This window comes from Campylobacter felis (assembly GCF_030250085.1).
Classification (GTDB): Bacteria; Campylobacterota; Campylobacteria; order Campylobacterales; family Campylobacteraceae; genus Campylobacter_D; species Campylobacter_D upsaliensis.
Window position 1 is genome coordinate 1 of sequence record NZ_JANURX010000006.1, and the last position, 20,214, is coordinate 20,214.

General features: G+C 35.9%; 18 protein-coding genes and 7 tRNA genes. 10 read left to right on the forward strand and 15 right to left on the reverse strand.

Translation table 11 applies throughout. The features are described from left to right. Positions 1 to 470: DUF2920 family protein (locus NYG92_RS04500; RefSeq protein WP_289233654.1), on the forward strand; the 470-nt coding region annotated here is incomplete at its 5' end. A gap of 4 nt (positions 471 to 474) precedes the next feature. Here the strand turns inward: NYG92_RS04500 and NYG92_RS04505 are convergent. The 4 genes from NYG92_RS04505 to pseB are packed head-to-tail and all read right to left on the reverse strand — an operon-like array spanning position 475 to position 4,700. Then, positions 475 to 1,251, reverse strand: a complete 777-nt coding sequence (locus NYG92_RS04505; protein WP_289233655.1) for an AAC(3) family N-acetyltransferase — start codon at positions 1,249 to 1,251, stop codon at positions 475 to 477. Further along, positions 1,248 to 2,597: a DUF4910 domain-containing protein gene (locus tag NYG92_RS04510; protein ID WP_432264800.1), complete on the reverse strand. Its 1,350-nt coding sequence runs from the start codon at positions 2,595 to 2,597 to the stop codon at positions 1,248 to 1,250. The genes NYG92_RS04505 and NYG92_RS04510 overlap by 4 nt, the downstream gene beginning before the upstream one ends. Beyond that, a complete protein-coding gene (gene pseC, locus NYG92_RS04515; RefSeq protein ID WP_289233657.1) occupies positions 2,578 to 3,702 on the reverse strand; it encodes a UDP-4-amino-4,6-dideoxy-N-acetyl-beta-L-altrosamine transaminase in 1,125 nt (374 codons plus the stop codon). Before pseC ends, NYG92_RS04510 begins: the two co-directional genes overlap by 20 nt. Further along, positions 3,702 to 4,700 (reverse strand): UDP-N-acetylglucosamine 4,6-dehydratase (inverting), encoded by a 999-nt coding sequence (pseB, locus tag NYG92_RS04520; RefSeq protein WP_270965951.1) that lies wholly within the window; start codon positions 4,698 to 4,700, stop codon positions 3,702 to 3,704. Before pseB ends, pseC begins: the two co-directional genes overlap by 1 nt. A 117-nt stretch (positions 4,701 to 4,817) precedes the next feature. On the opposite strand from pseB, the gene rplI reads away from it, so the two are divergent. The 8 genes from rplI (at position 4,818) to NYG92_RS04560 (ending at position 13,082) form a co-directional block, all read left to right on the forward strand. Further along, positions 4,818 to 5,261 (forward strand): 50S ribosomal protein L9, encoded by a 444-nt coding sequence (gene rplI, locus NYG92_RS04525; RefSeq protein WP_289233699.1) that lies wholly within the window; start codon positions 4,818 to 4,820, stop codon positions 5,259 to 5,261. Then, complete coding sequence (gene hslV / locus NYG92_RS04530) at positions 5,261 to 5,806, forward strand: ATP-dependent protease subunit HslV (protein WP_270976861.1); 546 nt, start codon at positions 5,261 to 5,263, stop codon at positions 5,804 to 5,806. The genes rplI and hslV overlap by 1 nt, the downstream gene beginning before the upstream one ends. Next, complete coding sequence (gene hslU / locus NYG92_RS04535; RefSeq protein ID WP_289233658.1) at positions 5,803 to 7,122, forward strand: ATP-dependent protease ATPase subunit HslU; 1,320 nt, start codon at positions 5,803 to 5,805, stop codon at positions 7,120 to 7,122. Before hslV ends, hslU begins: the two co-directional genes overlap by 4 nt. Then, the gene (gene era / locus NYG92_RS04540) at positions 7,119 to 7,994 is read left to right on the forward strand and encodes a GTPase Era (RefSeq protein ID WP_270976865.1); all 876 of its coding nucleotides are present in this window, start codon (positions 7,119 to 7,121) and stop codon (positions 7,992 to 7,994) included. Before hslU ends, era begins: the two co-directional genes overlap by 4 nt. Continuing rightward, positions 7,984 to 9,081: a hypothetical protein gene (locus tag NYG92_RS04545; protein WP_289233659.1), complete on the forward strand. Its 1,098-nt coding sequence runs from the start codon at positions 7,984 to 7,986 to the stop codon at positions 9,079 to 9,081. Before era ends, NYG92_RS04545 begins: the two co-directional genes overlap by 11 nt. Then, the gene (locus NYG92_RS04550; protein WP_270969067.1) at positions 9,074 to 9,628 is read left to right on the forward strand and encodes a hypothetical protein; all 555 of its coding nucleotides are present in this window, start codon (positions 9,074 to 9,076) and stop codon (positions 9,626 to 9,628) included. The genes NYG92_RS04545 and NYG92_RS04550 overlap by 8 nt, the downstream gene beginning before the upstream one ends. 105 nt (positions 9,629 to 9,733) lie before the next feature. Then, entirely contained in the window at positions 9,734 to 11,287 is a 1,554-nt protein-coding gene (locus NYG92_RS04555; RefSeq protein WP_289233660.1) for a peptide MFS transporter, read from the forward strand. A 13-nt stretch (positions 11,288 to 11,300) separates the two neighbouring features. Next, positions 11,301 to 13,082: an aminopeptidase P family protein gene (locus NYG92_RS04560; protein ID WP_289233700.1), complete on the forward strand. Its 1,782-nt coding sequence runs from the start codon at positions 11,301 to 11,303 to the stop codon at positions 13,080 to 13,082. Here the strand turns inward: NYG92_RS04560 and NYG92_RS04565 are convergent. Next, the gene (locus NYG92_RS04565; RefSeq protein ID WP_289233661.1) at positions 13,075 to 14,238 is read right to left on the reverse strand and encodes an MFS transporter; all 1,164 of its coding nucleotides are present in this window, start codon (positions 14,236 to 14,238) and stop codon (positions 13,075 to 13,077) included. The genes NYG92_RS04560 and NYG92_RS04565 overlap by 8 nt on opposite strands. Positions 14,239 to 14,241: 3 nt before the next feature. Further along, positions 14,242 to 15,237, reverse strand: a complete 996-nt coding sequence (gene mltG, locus NYG92_RS04570) for an endolytic transglycosylase MltG (protein ID WP_289233662.1) — start codon at positions 15,235 to 15,237, stop codon at positions 14,242 to 14,244. Here mltG and NYG92_RS04575 point away from each other — a divergent pair. Beyond that, positions 15,152 to 17,707 carry a YhdP family protein gene (locus NYG92_RS04575; RefSeq protein WP_289233663.1) on the forward strand — a complete coding sequence of 852 codons (2,556 nt, stop codon included), beginning with the start codon at positions 15,152 to 15,154 and terminating at the stop codon, positions 17,705 to 17,707. The genes mltG and NYG92_RS04575 overlap by 86 nt on opposite strands. A gap of 4 nt (positions 17,708 to 17,711) precedes the next feature. Here the strand turns inward: NYG92_RS04575 and NYG92_RS04580 are convergent. The 9 genes from NYG92_RS04580 to folD form a co-directional block, all read right to left on the reverse strand. Next, positions 17,712 to 17,788, reverse strand: a tRNA-Asp gene (locus NYG92_RS04580). A gap of 13 nt (positions 17,789 to 17,801) precedes the next feature. Next, a tRNA-Val gene (locus NYG92_RS04585) sits at positions 17,802 to 17,877 on the reverse strand. Positions 17,878 to 17,882: 5 nt separating this feature from the next. After that, positions 17,883 to 17,958 (reverse strand) — tRNA-Arg (locus tag NYG92_RS04590). A 13-nt stretch (positions 17,959 to 17,971) separates the two neighbouring features. Then, a tRNA-Lys gene (locus tag NYG92_RS04595) sits at positions 17,972 to 18,047 on the reverse strand. A 5-nt stretch (positions 18,048 to 18,052) separates the two neighbouring features. Continuing rightward, positions 18,053 to 18,129, reverse strand: a tRNA-Asp gene (locus NYG92_RS04600). Between the two features lie 13 nt (positions 18,130 to 18,142). Continuing rightward, positions 18,143 to 18,218 (reverse strand) — tRNA-Val (locus NYG92_RS04605). A gap of 5 nt (positions 18,219 to 18,223) precedes the next feature. Further along, positions 18,224 to 18,299: transfer RNA gene (locus NYG92_RS04610), tRNA-Lys, on the reverse strand. 118 nt (positions 18,300 to 18,417) lie between these two features. Beyond that, complete coding sequence (gene lepB / locus NYG92_RS04615; protein WP_004277770.1) at positions 18,418 to 19,245, reverse strand: signal peptidase I; 828 nt, start codon at positions 19,243 to 19,245, stop codon at positions 18,418 to 18,420. Between the two features lie 8 nt (positions 19,246 to 19,253). Next, the gene (gene folD / locus NYG92_RS04620) at positions 19,254 to 20,111 is read right to left on the reverse strand and encodes a bifunctional methylenetetrahydrofolate dehydrogenase/methenyltetrahydrofolate cyclohydrolase FolD (RefSeq protein WP_289233664.1); all 858 of its coding nucleotides are present in this window, start codon (positions 20,109 to 20,111) and stop codon (positions 19,254 to 19,256) included. Between the last annotated feature and the right edge of the window lie 103 nt (positions 20,112 to 20,214).

The following is a 20,214-nucleotide window of genomic DNA, read 5'->3' on the forward strand; positions in this document are numbered from 1 at the left end:
ATAAAACCTTTTGGACTTCTAATCGGTATTCGCCTAATTTTTTCTCCCCTGCAAGAAGAAAAATCCGCTATATTTTAGAGCCAAAGCACCTTGAAATTCAAGCAAACTATCCCAAACCCATTTATGTGAGCTATCACTCCATACAGGATAAGGACATCGCTCCGCCTGATGAAAAACAAGAGCTTTACGCCCTTTATGAAAAGCTAGGTTTTAAGGCAAAATTAAATTTAATAAAAAAGGAAAGTCAAATTGATGGCAAATTCATTAAAAGTTTAGAACACGGCTTAGATATGTCTATAAAATCTCTCATCAATAAAGAACTTCCCCCAATGCTCACCCAAATTTCCACCCACCCAAAACCCCCTTGTAAAAACAAAAGCATAAGCTATCCAAGTGATGATTTGCTTTATCATTTTTCGCAAAAAAATGCTAAAATGCAGCTAGAAATTTCAAAGGTAGAAGATGCTTAAAGCATTACAAAAGGGCTTTTTCATCTTGAGCTAAAATGCTTAAAGTATCCTTCAAATAGGCTTTTGCTTTTATGCTGACTATACAAGCATTTGCAAAGCTTTCACGCCTAAAATTATGATTTGCTTTTAAAATATCAACTTGTTTTGGCACAGAAAAAATACTTTTTTCTTGCCTCAAAGCTCTTACATAAAATTGTATGCTTTTCTCACGCACCAAGCCCCTTTCATCGATGATTTTCCCGCTAAATTCTTTATAATAGCGGTAACTCACCCTTGCCCTTTCTTCAATAAAATGCGTAAAGGTATAACCCACCTTATCCGTGCCTAAAAGCACGATTTTGCCGTCCTTTTTAGCCAAGATGTCATAAACGCAGTTTTCGCTAAAGCAAGTAGGCGTTGGGCTTAAGAAATCCCTCTTATCCTTCCCCCAAATCGCAAAAGAATAAATAGGGTCATCACTGCGTAAAACACCCTCTTGCAATCTAAAAAATTCTGTCAAAACGCCCATAGTGCTTTTGTGATTTTTTTTATCAAAATCTCTGCCGTTGCAAAAATCATAAGTGAAAGTCGGCATAATGAGTGTGCCATTTTCTCCTAAAAGTTCTTTAAAAACTTCCAGTAAAATGCCCAAAAATTCCTCACGCCCCACCAAAGCTATGCCTAAATTAAAAAGCTCTGTATGCACACAAATGCAGTCCCCACGCCCTATCCCTACACGCTCTAAAACTTCATAAAAATCTTTTTTGCTATAAATTTTATCTTTAGCTTGTAAAAAATTCACGGCTTTATCCTTTTGATTAAATTGTATTTTAGTAAATCCTTAATGATATTTTCTAGCTCATAGCCTTGTAAATTCATCATCTGTGCAATGTCTAAAACATCATTTTCGCCATCACAAAGGGCTAAAAAGGTGGAAATTTGTGGAGGCTGATTGCGTAGATTAAGTGTTGGATAAAGCCCTCTTTTACCCAAATTTGGCTCACAAAAAGTGGTGCTTTTGTAAGTGGCATTATTTTCTAAATTTAAAATCATCTCCTCCATAGCCCCTAAAGCCCCACCCAAACCTTTAGGCGTGATAAAGCTTAAATCATCTAAGCTCGTATGATACTCCTTAAAGTCCCCAAAACGCGTCCTACACACGCAAACCACAGGTAAATTCACCAAAGCACTACAATACTGCCTCTCATCACTGCCGCGGTATAAAAAGCTAAATTCTTTAAAATTTTTCTTGTTTTTAAGGGTATGAAAGGCGACTTTATCGCTTAAAGTATTAGCTTTTGGGCTGTGGATTAGTGAATAATTTTTTTCATCGCCCACACAGCTTAGAACAAAACCTGCTTTTGTGTGCTTTTGCAAATGCTTTAAATGCTTCGATAAATAAGCTATGCTTCCTATGGTTTCAGGCACGAAAACAAAGCGGTAATTGTATTTGCGAGTGTTTAGCGTGTGAAGCCATTTTGCTAAAAAGATAGCTACGCAAGGACCGCTTAATTCATTATTTGCCATAGATGGGTGGCAAAGATAGGTGGATATGAGAATTTCATCTTTTAAGCCTGTGGTGCTTGGTATCACAATATCCGCATAATTTAAAACTCCGTTTTCATCGTGCTTAGAATCTATAAAAACGCGGTATTTTCCCTTGCTAAGCTTTAATCTTTGATGATGAGATAGGCAAAATCCCCAACGCCTTTTATAATAACTCGTTACATAAGGGATAGCATTTGGCAGCTCTTTTAAGGAATAAAGATGTTTATCAAGCTCTTCAAAATCTAATTCTGTATTTATGGGGGTGGAGTAATTTAAAAGATGAAGATTATGTTTTTTAAAATCACAAATTTTTTCATTTTGTGGCGTGATGATATAAGCGTCTTTTACACTCCACTCAGGCGGAATAATCCAGTCAAAAACTTTACTTCCAGAGGCTAGGGCGTGAATTTGAAATGGGCTTACCCCCCCCCCCCCCGTGTTTTCAAATTCTTTTTTTAAAATTTCAAGACTAGCTCTAAAACCCTCACCTGTGATAGAACGACATATTGGAAAAAGTCTTGTAGCTAAGGCATAAAGAGCCTTTGAAGTCTTTGAAAAGGAGGCGGAGCGAAAATCTAAACTATCCACAATATCCCCCATTTTCAAACACTTCAAAAAGGCTTTCTTTGACGAATTTTGCTTGTTCTAAACTCATTTCTTGATGACAAGGAATAGAAAGCTCGGCTTTATAAAAATTATCCGCATTTTCAAGGCGTAAATTTGGAAGTTCTTTTTTATAAAAACTAAATTCATAAGTAGGTTTATAATGCACTTGAACGCCTATTTCACGCTTTAAAAGTGCTTTAAAAATCTCTTCTTTTTGACACCAAAACTCAGGGTATAAAAGTATAGGATAAAGATGTCTTGAGCTTTTTTTATAAGCAGGGATTTTAAGCGTGGAAAAATAGGGATTTTTCTCAAATTCCTTATCATAAAAATTAGCAATTTTCTCCCTTTTTTCTAAATTCATATCAAGTTTTGCAAGCTGATTAATCCCCAAAGCACAAGCGACATCACTTAGGCGGTAATTAAAGCCAAGCTCGAAACTATCGCTATCCCATAGCCTTTTTTTTATAATGCTATGACTTCTTAGCCTTTTAATATGCTCAATTAATTCCTCATCATCACTTACCACAGCCCCGCCCTCAAAGGTTGTAATGGGCTTTACAGGGTGAAAGGAAAATACGCTCAAAGTTGCGAAAGAGCCGACTTTTTGACCACGAAATTCCGCCCCTAAGGCGTGAGAAGCGTCATCAAGCAAGGGGAGTTTAAATTCCTCACAAAGTGCGGAAATTTCATCTATCTCTACGCTTTGCCCTGCAAAATCCACCACCGCCACCGCACCGATATTTTCACTTCCTTTTTCAAGCCTAGCTCTTAGCTTTTTAGCGTCAATATTGCCGTCCGTGCCTATGTCGATGAATTCCACCTTAGCTCCTGCCATTAAAGCGGCATTTGAAGTGGCGATGAAGGTAAGAGGCGTGGTAAGAACAATTTTGCCCTTAACATTTAAAGCAAGATAGGCTAAATGCAGTGCCGAAGTGGCGGAATTTACCACACAAGCGGCTTTTACGCCTACATATTTTGCTAAGGCTTTTTCAAATTCCTCTACCTTAGCCCCACAGGTTAAAAAATCCTCTTTTAAGGCTCTTATAACGACTTCAATATCATCTTGGGTAATGTTTTGATGAGAATAAGATAGCATTAAAACCCCTCATTAATGATGTCTAAAAGCTCTTTTTCACTCGCCCATAAAGGATTATTATCCGAGCTATAAGAAAAGCCATTTGGCACTTTTTGCCCCTTTTCGCCCAAAGCATTGACACTAAAATCCGTGTGCGTGTCGATAAATTTAATACTAGGACTTATGGCATAGTAGTTTTCAAACTCATAAGTTAAGTGGCTATCATCACTTGAAATCATAATTTCGTGTAATTTTTCCCCCGCTCTAATACCTATAATTTTATGCTTTAATTTGGGTGCTAAAGCGTGGGCTAAATCAACGATTTTCATTGAGGGAATTTTAGGGATAAAAATTTCGCCGCCGTGCATAGCCTTAAAATTTTCAAACACAAATTTCACACCATTTTCAAGGCTTATCCAAAAACGCGTCATTCTAACATCTGTGATGGGAAGCTCCTTTGCTCCCTCATTAATGAGTTTTTTAAAAAACGGCACCACAGAACCCCTTGAACCTACGACATTACCATACCTTGTAACGCTAAAGCGTGTGTGATTTTCCCCTGCCATATTATTTGCTGCGACAAAAAGCTTATCACTAGCAAGCTTAGTCGCTCCGTATAAATTCACAGGATTACAAGCCTTATCCGTGCTTAGGGCTATGCACTTTTTCACGCCATTTTCAAAACAAGCATCAATAACATTTTGTGCGCCGTGGATATTAGTTTTAATGCACTCCATAGGGTTATATTCAGCTATTGGCACATGTTTCATTGCCGCAGCGTGTATGATAAAATCCACATCTTTAGTCGCTTTTTTAAGCCTTTCTTTATCTCTTACATCGCCGATGAAATACCGCATACAAGGGGCGTTAAACATACTTGCCATTTCAAATTGCTTTAACTCATCACGCGAATAAATGATGATTTTTTTGGGCTTGTAGTTTTGCAATAAAACCTTAGTGTAGGTCTTGCCAAACGAACCTGTTCCGCCTGTGATTAAAATAACTTTATTATTAAACATTTCACTGCCTTCATTTCAATATCTCTTAAAACCCAGCAAAAAGCGTTCCAGCTTTGAATTTTCAAATTTGTTTATAAATTTGCGTTAGAATTAGTTTTTATTTTATAAGGAAAAATGATGAAAGTTTTATTGATTAAAGATGTGAAAAGTTTGGGTAAGGCTGGAGAGGTCAAGGAAGTCAAGGACGGCTATGGGCAGAATTTTCTCATCGCTAAAGGTTTTGCTAAAGCCGCTACAACTGAAGTTTTAAGAAAATATGAAAGTGATAAGAAAAAAGAGGCGGAAAATTTGCGTTTTGAACTTGCAAATTTGGAAAAGCTTAAAAGCGAACTTGCCAAAGTTACGCTTACAATTTCTAAGCCTGTGGGGGCAAATGGTAGTTTGTTTGGTGGGGTTACAAAAGAAGATATCGCTCAAGCCCTTAAAAATCAAACAAGTATCGAGCTAGACAAGAAAAGTTTAGAGTGTGAGACAATTAAAAATCTAGGTTTGCATACTATCAGCGTAAAGCTAGGACACGCCATCCACGCGGAATTTAAGATTGAAGTTAAGGCGAAGTAATGTTTCACGCTACAACGATATTAGCTTATAAGGGTAAAAATAAATCCGTCATCGGCGGCGATGGGCAAGTAAGCCTTGGAAATACCATAATGAAAGGCAATGCCGTCAAAATCCGCAAATTAAATAATGGCAAGGTTTTGGCAGGTTTTGCAGGTAGCACGGCGGATGCTTTTAATCTCTTTGATATGTTTGAAAATTTGCTCCAAAGCTCTAAGGGCGATTTGCTTAAAGCGGCGATTGACTTTTCTAAAGAATGGCGTAAGGATAAGTATTTAAGAAAGCTTGAAGCTATGATGCTCGTGCTTGATAGAAAGCATATCTTTTTACTTTCTGGCACGGGTGATGTGGTAGAGCCAGAAGACGGGCAAATCGCAGCCATAGGAAGTGGGGGAAATTACGCACTTTCAGCGGCTAGAGCCTTACAAAAACACGCCCAAAATTTAGACGAAGAAGAGCTGGTTAAATCAAGCTTAACGATAGCTGGAGAAATTTGTGTTTATACAAATACCAACATTAAAACTTATGTAATTGAGGATGAAAAATGAATTTAACCCCAAAAGAAATTGTTAAATTTTTAGATGATTATGTCATAGGGCAGAAAAATGCGAAAAAAATCATCGCCATAGCCCTAAGAAACCGCTACCGCAGAATGAAACTTAGCCCCGAACTTCAAGATGACATAATGCCTAAAAATATTTTGATGATAGGCTCAACGGGCGTGGGTAAAACGGAGATTGCGAGGCGTTTGGCTAAGATGATGGGCTTTCCCTTCATCAAAATCGAAGCGAGTAAATATACAGAAGTAGGCTTTGTAGGGCGTGATGTCGAAAGTATGGTAAGAGACCTTGCAAATACAGCTTTAAATTTAGTCAAAAACGAGCAAAGAGAGAAAAATCAAGATAAAATCGAAGCTTATATTGAGGATAAAATTTTAGAAAAGCTTTTACCACCTCTTCCTAAAGGCGTGAGCGAGGAAAAACAAGAAGAGTATCAAAACAGCCTTGAAAAAATGCGAGTTAAGCTTAAAAATGGGGACTTAGATGAGAGTGTGATAGAGCTTGAAATTTCGCAAAATATGTTCGATACTAATCCAAACCTCCCCCCTGAAATGAGTGCAATGCAAGATATGGTAAAGGTCATAGGCGTAGGCAGTAAAAAAGTCAAAAAAGAGATGAAGATAAAGGACGCTAGAAATACCCTTAAAAGCGAGGCGAGTGATAAAATTTTAGACACAGAAAACATTAAAAGCGAGGCTTTAAGGCGTGTGGAAAATGAGGGGATTATCTTTATCGATGAGATAGATAAAATCGCCGTTTCAAGCGGAAATTCTAACCGCCAAGACCCTAGCAAAGAGGGCGTTCAAAGGGACTTACTCCCCATAGTAGAAGGCTCAAGCGTACAAACTAAGCTAGGAATTGTAAAAACCGATCATATCCTTTTCATCGCGGCGGGGGCTTTTCATCTTAGCAAACCAAGCGACTTAATCCCAGAACTTCAAGGGCGTTTTCCTTTAAGAGTGGAGCTTGATAACCTTGATGATGAGGCTTTATATGCCATTTTAACCCGTCCTAAAAACTCCCTTTTAAAGCAATATATAGAGCTTTTAAAAACAGAAAATTTAAGCTTAGAATTTGACGATGAGGCTATAAGAGAGATCGCTAAAATCGCTTCAAGAGCTAATGAAGAAATGCAAGATATAGGGGCAAGAAGACTGCATACGGTAATAGAAAAATTACTTGAGGACTTAAGTTTTGAGGCTGATGAGTATGCTGGCAAAAGCTTCGTTGTGGATAAAAAGATGGTTGAAGAAAAATTAAGCTCTATTGTAGAAAATAAAGATTTAGCAAGGTATATTTTGTGAAAAGTGGCTTTATAAGCCTCATAGGTCGCACAAATGCAGGTAAAAGCACGCTGATTAATTCCTTACTTGAGGAAAAAATCGCCCTTGTTTCTCACAAACAAAACGCTACAAGACGCAAAATCAAAGCCATAGTAATGCAAGGAGATAATCAGCTCATCTTTATCGACACGCCCGGTCTTCACGAAAGCAAAGCTTCTTTTAATCAGCTTTTAATCCAAAGTGCGTTAAAGGCTATGAAAGATTGTGATGTCATCGTTTTTGTGGCGAGTATTTTTGATGAAATAAATGATTATGAAAAATTCCTTGCTTTAAAGCCGCAAATTCCGCACCTTGTCGTGCTAAATAAGGTCGATTTAGCTAAAAATGAGGAAGTGCTTCAAAAATTAAGCGAATATGCGAAATTTAGCAGTCATTTTGAGGCTATTTTGCCTTATTCTTGTAAGCAAAAAAGCTATAAAAAAGCCCTTTTAGATGAAATTGTAAAACTTCTTCCTTCTCACACACATTTTTATAATAGCGAATTTCTAACGCCAAGTAGCGAAAAAGAGCTTTTTAGAGATTTTATTTTAGAGAGTTTGTATGAAAATTTAAGCGAGGAGCTGCCTTATTGTAGTGAGGTTTTAATGCAAAATGTAAAAGAAAAGCCACATCTTCTCATTATCCACGCGCAAATTATCACCGACACAAATTCTCACAAAGCAATGATTATAGGAAAAGAGGGAGCGACTCTTAGAAGAATAGGGCAAAAAGCAAGAATTAAGATAGAAAATTTAACGCAAAAAAAGGTGCTTTTAAAACTCTTTGTTGTGGTAAAAAAGGCTTGGCAAAAAGATGAAAATTTTCTAAAAAAAATGCTAGAGTATGAAGAGTAAAAAGCGTGAATTTATAAGTTTTGATAAGCTTTTTTATGTGAAAAAAGACGCATTTTTAGAAAATGATGTGTTGTTTGAAAGTGTCGTGGAGGAGCTTCATTTAAATAATGCTTTTGAATATCAAATGAGTGTTTTTAGGGAAAATGAAAACGCTCATATTTTCTTAACACATATTAAAAATTTAGACAAAAAAGAAAGCGTTTATCCCCAGCCTCTTATTTTTAGTGCTTTAACCCCTAAATTTATCCAAGAGAAAAAATTTTGCGTTGTATTTTTTGGAGAAACATTAAGTTTTATAAGTTATTTTAAAAATGGCTATTTTACAGAGCTTAAAAATTTACCGCAATTTAGCTTGAGGGATTTAGATTTGAAAGAAAATAAGGATCTTTTCTTTCAAAATTATGGAATTTTAGAGCTTTTAGAGCAAAATGATTTAGTGCTAAGTGTCAATGATAAATTCGCTTTTGGCGTGTGGCTTAGTGGGTATCATAGACATTTAAGCGTGGAGAGCTTTTTTAAAGAAGAGCCACAAAAGACGCTTTGCTCTCTTTGTCATTTTTCTAATGAGACAGATTTTATTAAAAAAAATGAATTGAATTTAAAGCCTTTTATTTTGGCTTTTTTATTATTTTTATCTTGTTTTTTAGGGACTTTGGGCGTTTTATTTTGGAAAGATTATCCTAAATACACGCAAAATAAAATCACCAAACAAAATAATGAAAATTTAAAAGCTGATTTAAAAAAACTCAATGAGAATCTTTTCATTTTGGAGGAAAATTTAAAAGATTTGAATCGAACTTATAAAAACAATACGCTTTTATTAAGACAAAATGAAGAGCTTTTAGCGGCTTTAGCGATACACTTTAAAAAAGATGAGGCGAAAAGTCTTAAGCTTTATGAAATTTTTAGCTTTCTTAATCAAAATGGACTTAAAATTTCTTCGTTAAGCTTAAAAGATAGCATTAGACTGGTTTTTAACGCGGAAAATGATTATATAAAGGCTTTGGAAAAAATAGAAAAAAACAATATGTTTGAAATTATCAATGCAAATTCTAAGGAACTCATTTTGGAGTTAAAAAATGAGTAGTTTGGTAGCATTTTTGGAAAATTTAAATTTAAGAGAAAAGATACTTTTTGCTATTTTGCTAGGATTTTTAGGGATATTTTTGGCATTTAAGTTATATGAGAGTTTTTCTGGGCGATTTTTGGAGGAAATTATAGGTCTAAATGGCGAGACTTTATTGGAAAGAAAATCGCAAATTAAGCATTTAGAAAATGTAGAAAAAAACCTTAAAATAGAACTTAAGGAGCAAAATTTAAAGCTTGAAGAGGGGCTTGGAAAAATTGCATTTTTTAGTAAAAATTATGAGGATTATTTGGATTTTATAGAATTGTTAAGTAGGAAGCATCATTTATTGATTAACCATTTGCAAAATACTTACAAAGATGAAAAATTATTGCAAAAACATTTTTTAGATTTGGAGTTGAGTGGCGATTTTTTAAAACTTTTGCTATTTATTTATGAGCTTGAGAATTCGAATTTTGCTTTCAAATTTGAAAGTATAGAATTGCAAAATGCAAAAGCCTTAAGTTTAAGCCTCCATTTAAATTTAATATTAATCACTTTAAAATAAATATGTAAAATCGTAACAACTTAAAATAATTTCATCTAAAATATTACTAAAATCTACATTTTTTGTTATAATTAAAATGATTATCGAATAATAAAAGGAAGTGGTATGAAACAAGAACAAAATACACAAAAACTCGATAAAGCATTTTTAGGACATCCTAAGCCGCTTTTTTCTTTGTTTATGACCGAGCTTTGGGAGAGATTTTCTTTTTATGGAATTCGTCCTTTGCTTGTGCTTTTTATGAGTGCGACCTTGCTAAGCGGCGGACTTGGTATGAGTAAGGAAGAGGCTTCGGCAATTGCTGGGATTTTTGGGGGTTGTATTTATTTGGCTACTTTACCGGGTGGCTGGTTGGCGGATAATTATCTAGGGCAAAAAAAAGCCGTTTTCATAGGCTCTATTATCATTGCTTTGGGGCATTTGAGTATAGGGCTTTCTTATTTTAATACCGCTTTGTTTTTTGTGGGCTTAGCACTTATTGTTATAGGTTCTGGGCTTTTTAAAACTTGTGCTTCGATTATGGTGAGCATGATGTATGATAAAAACGACCCTAGGCGCGATTCAGGCTTTACGATTTTTTATATGGGGATTAATATAGGCGGTTTCGTGGCTCCTTTGGTTACAGGCTTTTTGCAAACGCAGTATGGTTGGCATTTGGGCTTTGGTGCCGGGGGCGTTGGTATGCTTATCGCGCTTTTAATTTTTGCTTTTAAGGTTATGCCTGATTTTAAAGAATTTGATGAGAAGGTCGGTATGGACGAGGCTTGGGACAAGCCTACAAAATATAACAAAAACGCTCCTTATTTCATCGCGGTGTTTTTCATCGCTCTTGTAGGTATCGCTATCTTAAGTGTGAGTGGCGTTATCAATCTTAATCCTGTCGCGATTGCAAAAAGTATGACTATGGTGATTTTATGGTGTGCTGGGCTTTATTTTCTTTATCTTTTCTTTTTAACCTCTCTTACAAAAGATGAAAAGAAAAATTTAATACTTTTTGTGGTTTTATTTTTCGCTGCGGCTGTGTTTTGGTCGGTTTTTGAACAACAATACACCACTTATAATTTTTTCGCTGATAAACTCACTGATAGAGTGGTTTTTGGCTATGAAATTCCAACCGTGTGGCTTCAATCTATCAACGCACTCTTTGTTATTTTTTTGGCACCTGTGATAGGGGGCATTTGGGTCTTTTTGGCAAAAAGAAATTGTGAGTTTTCTTCTTTAACTAAATTCTCTTTGGGCTTGATCGGTGCTGGAGTGGGCTTTTTGATTATGGCTTTTGCGGCAGGTAGTATCATTTCAAATAATGGTGGCGTTGAAAATGCTACAAATGCTGTGGCTAGTGGAGGTGCGTTTTTGGTTTCTCCTTGGTGGATAGTGTTTAGCCTTTTATTTTTAACCCTTGGTGAGCTCTGCCTTTCACCTGTGGGACTTTCTATTATGACAAAAATCGCTCCTAGTGCTATTAAATCTCAAGTTATGGGACTTTGGTTTGTAAGCATTTCAGTGGGAAATGTGCTAGCAGGACTTATAGGTGGGCATGCTAATGAAGAAAATTTAGCCACCCTGCCTGATTTATTTTATCAATGCGTGTGGATTTTATTTGGCGTGGCTGTGGTGCTTTTAATTCTTAAAAAATTCATCAAAAAACTAGAAAGATAATGTGGGGGCTATGATGAGCGAATTTGCAAAGAGGGTAGAAAAGCTACGCCAAGCTATGCAAGAAGATGGCGTGGATGCTTATCTTGTGGTAAGTGCGGATCCGCATTTAAGCGAGTATTTGTGTGATTATTATAAGGTTAAGGATTTTTTAAGCGGTTTTAAGGGTTCTGTTGGGACCTTGCTTTTTACGCAAAAAGAGGCTTATTTGTGGGTGGATGGAAGGTATTGGCTTCAGGCACAAAAGCAGCTTGAGGGAAGTGGTGTAGTTTTGCAAAAGCAAGATAAAGAAAATACTTTTCAAAATTGGCTTAAGAAAAATTTAAAACAAGGTCAAATTTTAGGCAGTGATTTTGCCGTGCTTAATCTTGCTCTTAAGAAAGAGCTAGAGGACTTTTGCACACTTAAGCATTGCGATTTAATCGCCTTAATGTGGAGCGATCGCCCCTCTTTACCTAAGGCTCAAATTTACGCTCACGAAAAGGCATATTGTGCCTTAAGTGCTAAAGAAAAAATAGCTTTAGTCCGTCAAAAAATGTGTGAATTAGGAGCGGAAAATCATCTCATCTCAAGTCTTGATGATATTGCTTATCTTACAAATTTAAGGGGTGCGGATGTAGAGTATAATCCTGTGTTTTTAAGTCATTTATTAATTAAACAAAATGAAACTTTGCTTTTTGTCGATGAGGGTAAAATTTCTAGTGCTTTAAAAGAAGAGCTTAAGAGTGAGGGAGTTTTAATTTGTGCTTATGAGAGTGTCATTAAAGAGTTAAAAAGCTTGGAAAATACAACCTTATTGATTGAGCCAACTAGAATGACAGCCTTACTTGTGGAAGCTTTAAATTCTAGCGTTAAGCTTGTAGAGGAGATTAATCCTAGCACACATTTAAAGGCGGTTAAAGGTGCAAGGGAAATTTCTCACATAGAAGATGCGATGGTAGAAGATGGCGTGGCTTTGTGTCGTTTTTTTGCGTGGCTTGAAGAGGCTTTAGAACAAAAGCAAAAAATTAATGAAGTCGATATAGATACGCGCATTACGGAATTTAGAGCTAAAAGTCCTTTTTATATTAGTAATAGCTTTGCGACCATAGCAGCTTTTAAGGGCAATGGTGCTTTTCCACATTATAAAGCAGAGAGGCAAAACTGCTTAGATATTGAGGGAGACGGCTTTTTGCTTATTGATTCAGGCGGACAATATAAAAACGGCACGACAGACATTACTAGGGTTGTGCCTGTGGGTGTTTTGTGTGAGGAGCAAATTCACGATTACACTCTTGTCTTAAAGGCACATATTGCCATTTCTAGAGCAATTTTTCCTAAAAACATTGCTATGCCTTTACTTGATGCTATTACAAGGCAGCCTTTGTGGGAGGAGCAGCTTGATTATATCCACGGCACAGGACACGGAGTGGGCTATTTTTTAAATGTTCATGAGGGTCCGCAAGTGCTTTCATACTTTGCTCCTGTGCTTGAAAAAACAAGGGCTAAAGAAGGTATGCTTACCTCCATAGAGCCGGGGATTTATAAGGCGGAAAAATGGGGTGTGAGACTTGAAAATTTAGTTGTTAATACTAAGGTAGAAAATCCTAAAAACTCAGCTTATGGCGAATTTTTATATTTTAAACCTGTTACACTTTGTCCTTTTGAGCTTAGTTGCATTGATGTAAATTTACTTGATGAAAAAGAAAAAGGGTGGCTTAATGCCTATCATCAAAAAGTAAAAGAAAAGCTTGCTCCACGCCTTCAAGATGATCCCAAAGCACTCAAATGGCTAGAGACAAGAGTGAGAGCTATTTAAAACTTATTTTATCAGCTTTGTAGGCAAGGTAGCCAAAGATATTAACACCTATGCCTACAAAAACTAAAAGCAAAATTCCCCAAGAAAAAGTATGAAAAATATCACGCAATAAGCCTATAATCCAAGGTGCTTGTGCGGCGATTAAATAACCACATCCTTGAGCAAAAGCCGAAAGCTTGGTGGCGATTTTAGCATTTTGACTTTTTTGTGCGATGAAAAGCAAGGCTATGCCAAAAACCCCACCCCAAGGAATTCCCATAATAAAGGCACTTAAAAGCACCATAAAAGCACTATCAAAGGCGTAAAGTATGAAAAGAGCCACCACATATAAAGCACATAAGCTTGCAATATAGCTTGTGTGAAATTTAAGTGGAAGTTTGCCTAAAAGTAAGGGTCCAAAAAGCGAAACGGGTAGAGCTACGAGCTGAGCAAGTAAAACGGCATTAGTAGCGAAATTTTTATCAAAACCCTTTTCCGTGATGAAAAGCACATACCAAAAAAATAAAGCATAGGCTATGAAGCTTTGCATTCCCATAAAAAGTGTGATTTTCCAAGCGGTTTTGTGAGTGTAGAGTTTGATTTTAAGTGGAATTTTGCTTTTTTTGCGTTTAATTCTGCCATTTTTCATTTGTGGGTAATAGGCAAAAAGAGCAATTAAAGCAAAAATAAGCCAAAAAGCCATAGCTTCAGGCACTTCAAAAAGCTTTAAAAGCGGACTTGCAAGGGCTATGCCAGAAATGGAGGAAACGCTTAAAACAAGACTGTAAATTCCCATTAAGGAGGAAATTTGATTGGGAAATTTTTCCTTAATGAAACTAGGGAGCAAAACATTTGCAAAGGCTATACCACAGCCTAATAAAAACATACCGCTAAAAAGCCCCAAAAGTCCAAAATAAGAGCGGATTAATTCTCCTATTATGATTAAAAGTAAGGCAACAATAATAGCCTTAAGTGGTGAAAAATAACCAACCAAAAAAGAAATGGTCCCAAAGGCTACGAGGGGCAGAGCCGTTAAAATACCAGCAAAGGTAGAATTAAGTGTGTAAAAATTTGCGATAATATCAATCACAGGTCCTATTGAGGTAATAGGAGAGCGGAGGTTAAAGGCTATAATGATAACGATGAAAAGATTAAGCCAAAAAATCTTTTTTTGCATTATTTATCTTTGTTCTTTGATGACTTTATTATGATCATTTAAATTTGTTGTGAAGATGTGTTTTTTTGTCTTTTTATCACGCATAAAATATAAATAATTTGTTTTTTGTGGGAAAATCGCCGCACGAATCGCCGCTAAAGAGACATTACATACGGCTTCCTTAGGCAGACCTTCGAATTTGTAAGTATTATAAGGGCTATTATCCTCTCTTATTCTTTGGGGCGTGATTTTAGCATGAGAATAAATGCCGTAATTTAAAGTCCCGTCCATTTGTAGTTTCATGCCAATTTTAAGTCTATTATAAATCACACTAGCGACTACGGGCATTTCCTCTTCACTTGCAGCTTCTTTTTGAATCACTGAAGCGGTGATGATGTATTGATGCCATTTTTTAGCGTTATATTCACCAAAAATTTTTTCCGCCGTTTTTTTATAATGAGCTTGTGCGTAAGAAAGTAGAATTTGTATAAGTAAGTCTTCTGTAATGCCTTTTGGAATTTTGTAAGTTTCAGGGTAAAAAACGCCTTCTTCATAAGGGGCTTGTTTTTTAAATTCGGCTAAAAGTTTTTCTTTATTTAAATCTAATTTTTGTGCGACAAGGTCTAAAAATACTACGCTAGTTTCGCCCGGGATTAAAGTGAGGATTTGTAGGGCTGCCTTTGAAATGGTAAGCTTGTGTAAAAATTCGGCTCTATTTAGGGGCTTTGTGCCTATATTAATCCAGCCTGATTGTGGATGTCCTAGCAAAAAGAGGACATATTTATCAATCGCACTTAATTCGTAATGATTTTGCCTTAAATGTGTTATAATTTGTCCTACTGAGCCTTTAGGGATATGAACGACAGAATTGCTCGGCAAGGGTTGGATAAGATAAAACCCAAGCCCTAGAGTGAAAATTAAAAAGAAGTTGCGTATGAAAAAGAAAATTTTATATTTTATATTAGGGATTTTAGGATTAATATTTATCGCATTTTTAGTGCTTAAAAACGGAATTTCCATCTCAAGTGTCCAATTTGATTTTTTAAAATTGGAGCAATTATATATAAAAATGGATAAAAAATTAATAGTGAGAGCAAAAAATATTATCATTAATGAAAATAATCTTTCTGCAAATTCTAATAAAAACAATCAAAATTTCGCCTCTAAAGAACTTTTAAAAATTACGAAGAATTTGAAATATCTTTATACTTTTGTTGAAGAGATCAATGTGGAAAATCTTGTTTTTGACAAACATAAGGTGCAAATTTATTTTGATGGTAAGGAATTTTTTGTCGATGGAGATTTATTTTTTTTAAAGCTTGATTTAAAGCGTGAAAAAGATGAGCTTAAGGCACAAATTCAAAAGCTTTTCGTAAAAGAATATGGCATTAATATAGTGGGCGATTTAAATATTAATGCAAAAAGCGAATTTTATCATTTAAAAGCGAGGGCAGATTCTTCTTTTTTAGATTTTAATACCACTTTATCTTTTAAAAATGGGCAGCTTTCTTATAAAATTGAAGATATGAATCTTAAAAATATCAATCTTTTATCAAAACACATAAAAAAACAAACTCAGCTTCCAAAGGAGCTTGACCTATGGCTTTTTGAAAGAGCTAAGGCAGAATTTTATCATTTGGATTTTTTGGAGGGTTTTGCAGACTTTTCCAAAAAAGAGTATTATTTAGATGAACTTAAGGCAAGAGGCTTTGCGAAAAATGTATCGGTGCGTTTAGATGAGAAAATGACGCCCATTACAATCCCTAATCTTACTATCAATTTTTCTAAACAAAAGCTTGATTTAAATTTTGAAAAAGCAAGTTATAACGGAGCAAATTTAAGTGGAAGTAAGGTGTATTTGTATGATTTGCTGGATTCTAAAAAAGCAGGAATTTACCTTTTGATTAAAAGTGGGGCGGTCGTTTTTGATGAAAAATTAGCCAATGCTTTGAAAAATTATGATTTTTCTTTGCCTTTTTATCAAAAAAGTGGCAAAACAAGCGGAAGCGTGGAATTAAAAATAAGCTTTAATGAAAATGCAAAAACTTTTTATAAGGGCGATTTGACCTTAAGTAATGCCACGCTTTCTTTGGCAAATTTTAATATCAACTCCGCCTCAGTGCAATTTAATAATGGTCAATTAAATATCAATGCAAATGGAGTTAGTAACGATTTTTTAAGTGCAAATTTAAAGGCAAATATTGATTTAGAGCAAAAAAATGGCGTGTTTGACACGGAGCTTTTAAGGCTTCACTATGATGATTATTTTGATATGAGAAATCAAAATGTGAAATTTAATCTAGATTATAAAGAAGCGGTGAAGCTTTATATCCCCGCGTGGAATGCAAATTTAAATTTTAGCGAAGGGCTAGAGCTAACTTTAGAAAATTTACAAATTTTTATGCCTTATTTGAGTGTAGCAAAAAGTTTAGAATTAAGGGATATTAGGCGTTTGCATTATAAGAGTAGAAATTTTAATGATTTTAATGTAAGCATTGATGAGGCGAGTTTTGAGAGGCGTTTTTTAATCAATGCAAAAGTTCCTTATACTAGCGACAGCTTCGAAATTCAAGGTTTGGGAGGGAATTTAACACTGCGTTCAAAAAGCAACTTGATAAGTGCGACTTTCACTCCAGCTTTAAAAGAATTGCATTTTAAAAATCTCACTTATCTTTACGAAAAGGGAGAAAGCGACAAAAGCTTTGCTTTGGAGACAAATCCGCACAATATTAAAATCGGCGGAGCAAATGTAGGTGTTATCCTTTTAGATATGAATAAAACTTTACATTTTGAGCGTTTGGAAGCTTCTTTAAATAAAGCCGTCCTTAATGCTAATGCGAGTAGCGGTAAAGCACAAATAACTTTTCATAAATCTCCCCAAAGATTAAATTTAGTGGTAAATAATATGGATGATGAATTTTTAAATCTCTTTTTACAAAAAGAGGCTTTTAGGGAGGGAGTTTTTAATGCAAAAGTCGAGGGAAGTGGCGATGAATTTTTTGAGGGAGAATTTGAAGTTAAAAATACTTATGTTAAGGATTTAAAAGGGATTAATCAGCTGGTTTCTTTTATAGATACTGTGCCGTCTTTAGTGATGTTTAGGGCACCAACTTTTAATCAAAAAGGACTTCATATACAAGATGGTAAAGTGCTATTTAATCGTAAAAAAGACCTACTTAGCTTCACTGCGATTAATCTTAATGGCGATAGTGTGGATTTATTTGGCTTAGGAAGTGCAAATTTAAGACTTAATAGTCTAGATTTAAATTTAGAACTTAAGACTTTAAAGTCGGCTTCTGATACCATTTCTAAAGTGCCGATTTTAAATTATGTGATTTTAGGGAAAAATCAAGAAATTAGCACAAATATCAAAGTCAATGGCTCACTTGATGACCCTAAATTTCAAACTCAAATTCTAGCTGATACGCTTAAAACACCCTTTAATCTTATAAAAAATGTTATACAACTTCCCGTGAATTTGTTTAATTAAACTATGGCGCAGCGGACGGGACTCGAACCCGCGACCTCCGCCGTGACAGGGCGGCATTCTAACCAGCTGAACTACCGCTGCACCTAAGAAGCAATGGTGGTCGCTATAAGACTCGAACTTATGACATCCACCTTGTAAGGGTGGCGCTCTACCAACTGAGCTAAGCGACCAAATTTGGCGACCCTTAGAGGATTCGAACCTCTGTTTCCACACAGAGAGAGTGTTGTCCTGGGCCACTAGACGAAAGAGTCAAACCCTAAAGAGTGGTGTCCCCTGTTGGATTCGAACCAACGGCCCCCTCCTTAAAAGGGAGATGCTCTACCGGCTGAGCTAAGGAGACATAAATGGCGCAGCGGACGGGACTCGAACCCGCGACCTCCGCCGTGACAGGGCGGCATTCTAACCAGCTGAACTACCGCTGCACCTAAGAAGCAATGGTGGTCGCTATAAGACTCGAACTTATGACATCCACCTTGTAAGGGTGGCGCTCTACCAACTGAGCTAAGCGACCCAAAATGGTGTCCCCTGTTGGATTCGAACCAACGGCCCCCTCCTTAAAAGGGAGATGCTCTACCGGCTGAGCTAAGGAGACAAATAAAAGAAGTGATTATGCCAAAAAGTTCTTTAATTTGTCAAGTATTTTTCATTTTTTCATCAGTTTTTTTTAAGCGTTTGGTGTAAAAAGGAGCAATTTATCAATCGCTCCTTGACTAGCTTAAAGTATCCCCACTATCATCATCTTTGATGAATTTTTCTTCATTTTCTAAACTATCTACGAAGCGTCCTATCCTTTCCCAGCGTATATTATAGTTTTTGTCAAAGGACATATACACAAACCAAGGCTGTCCTACGATGAGTTTATAAGGCACAGAACCCCAAAAACGACTATCCGAAGAAAAGTCCCTATTATCTCCCATCATAAAATATTCATTTTCTGGCACATCGAAAACATAAGCATTTCCAAGTTCTTTAAGATTAATTTTCGTCATAGCAAACTGCCCTAAGAGAGCATATTTTTCTATAAGATCATCCATATTAACTTGCTCTTCATAGTGAATTCCCTTTTGTTTATAAGGCTCTTTGACAAAAAGTCGTCCGCCAAGTTTTATAAGGTCATCTTTGGGATAATTTTCTCGCATAAAATCCTCTCCCTCACTCATACTCACATAAAGCGTTTTATTCGCATAAATAACCCTATCATTACCCTTAGCTACGCAGCGTTTAACAAAATGAATTTTTTCATCGTGAGGGTATCTAAAAACGACTATATCTCCTCTTTTAGGACCATCTCCGCTAATCAAATGTCCATCATCATCAAAATCTGGTAAAATAGGAATTTCAAGCCAAGGAATATGTGGAGTTGGAATCCCATAGCTAAATTTTTTCACAAAAAGCATTTCTCCAACTAAAAGGCTATTTTTCATCGAACCACTAGGGATAATAAAGGCTTGCACAAAGAAAAAAATCACAAGCAATACAAAAATAATCGTCCCAGTCCAAGAATTAAAAAAAGTATAAAATTTTTTAAGAAAATTCATAGTGATCCTTAAATTTGAGGATTTAAAAGTCTATTTTTGGCGGATTTAATAGTATTTTCAAGTAGCATCGCGATTGTCATAGGTCCTACACCGCCAGGAACAGGACTTATGAAACTTGCTTTTTTGGAGACTTTGTCAAAATCGACATCGCCCACTAGACGGTTGTCAATGCGGTTAATCCCCACATCGACTATAATTGCCCCATCTTTCACCATATCTTCTTTGAGTAAATTCACGCAGCCCGTGGCGACTATGATTAAGTCCGCTTTTTGCGTGTAAAGCCTTAAATCCTTTGTTTTGATATGGCAAATGCTTACGCTAGCACCCGCATTTAAAAGCATCGTTGCCATAGGACGACCGACAATATTTGAAGCACCGATTACTACAGAATCTAAACCCTCCAGATTGATATTGTAAGCTTTTAAAAGCTTCATCACTCCCAAAGGGGTGCAAGGTAAAAAACCGCTTTCAATACCTAAATTTAAATAGCCTACATTGATGGGGTGAAAACCATCGACATCTTTAGAGCTTAATATGCTTTCTAAAATTAAATTTTTATTAATGTGCGGTGGTAGAGGGAGCTGAACTAAAATGCCATGCACACTATCATCGTAATTGAGTGTGTTGATGAGGGCTAAAAGTTCATTTTGTGTCGTGTTAATATCTAGTTTATAGACTAAAGATTTGATTTCACAAGCCTCACAAGCTTTGGCTTTAGCATTGACATAGGTTTTGCTCGCCTCATCATCGCCTACCAAAATGACCGCTAAGCAAGGCTCAACGCCCTTAGTTTTCAGTGTCAAACTCATATTTTTAAGCTCGTCTTTTATTTTAAGACTTAAAGCCTTGCCATCAAGCAAAATCATCTTTATCCTTATACCTTGATAATATTTTGCGAGATTATAATGCAAAATAGCAAATTTAAAGCAAATTGAACTTTTTTCATAAGAAATTTGCAACAATTTTTTG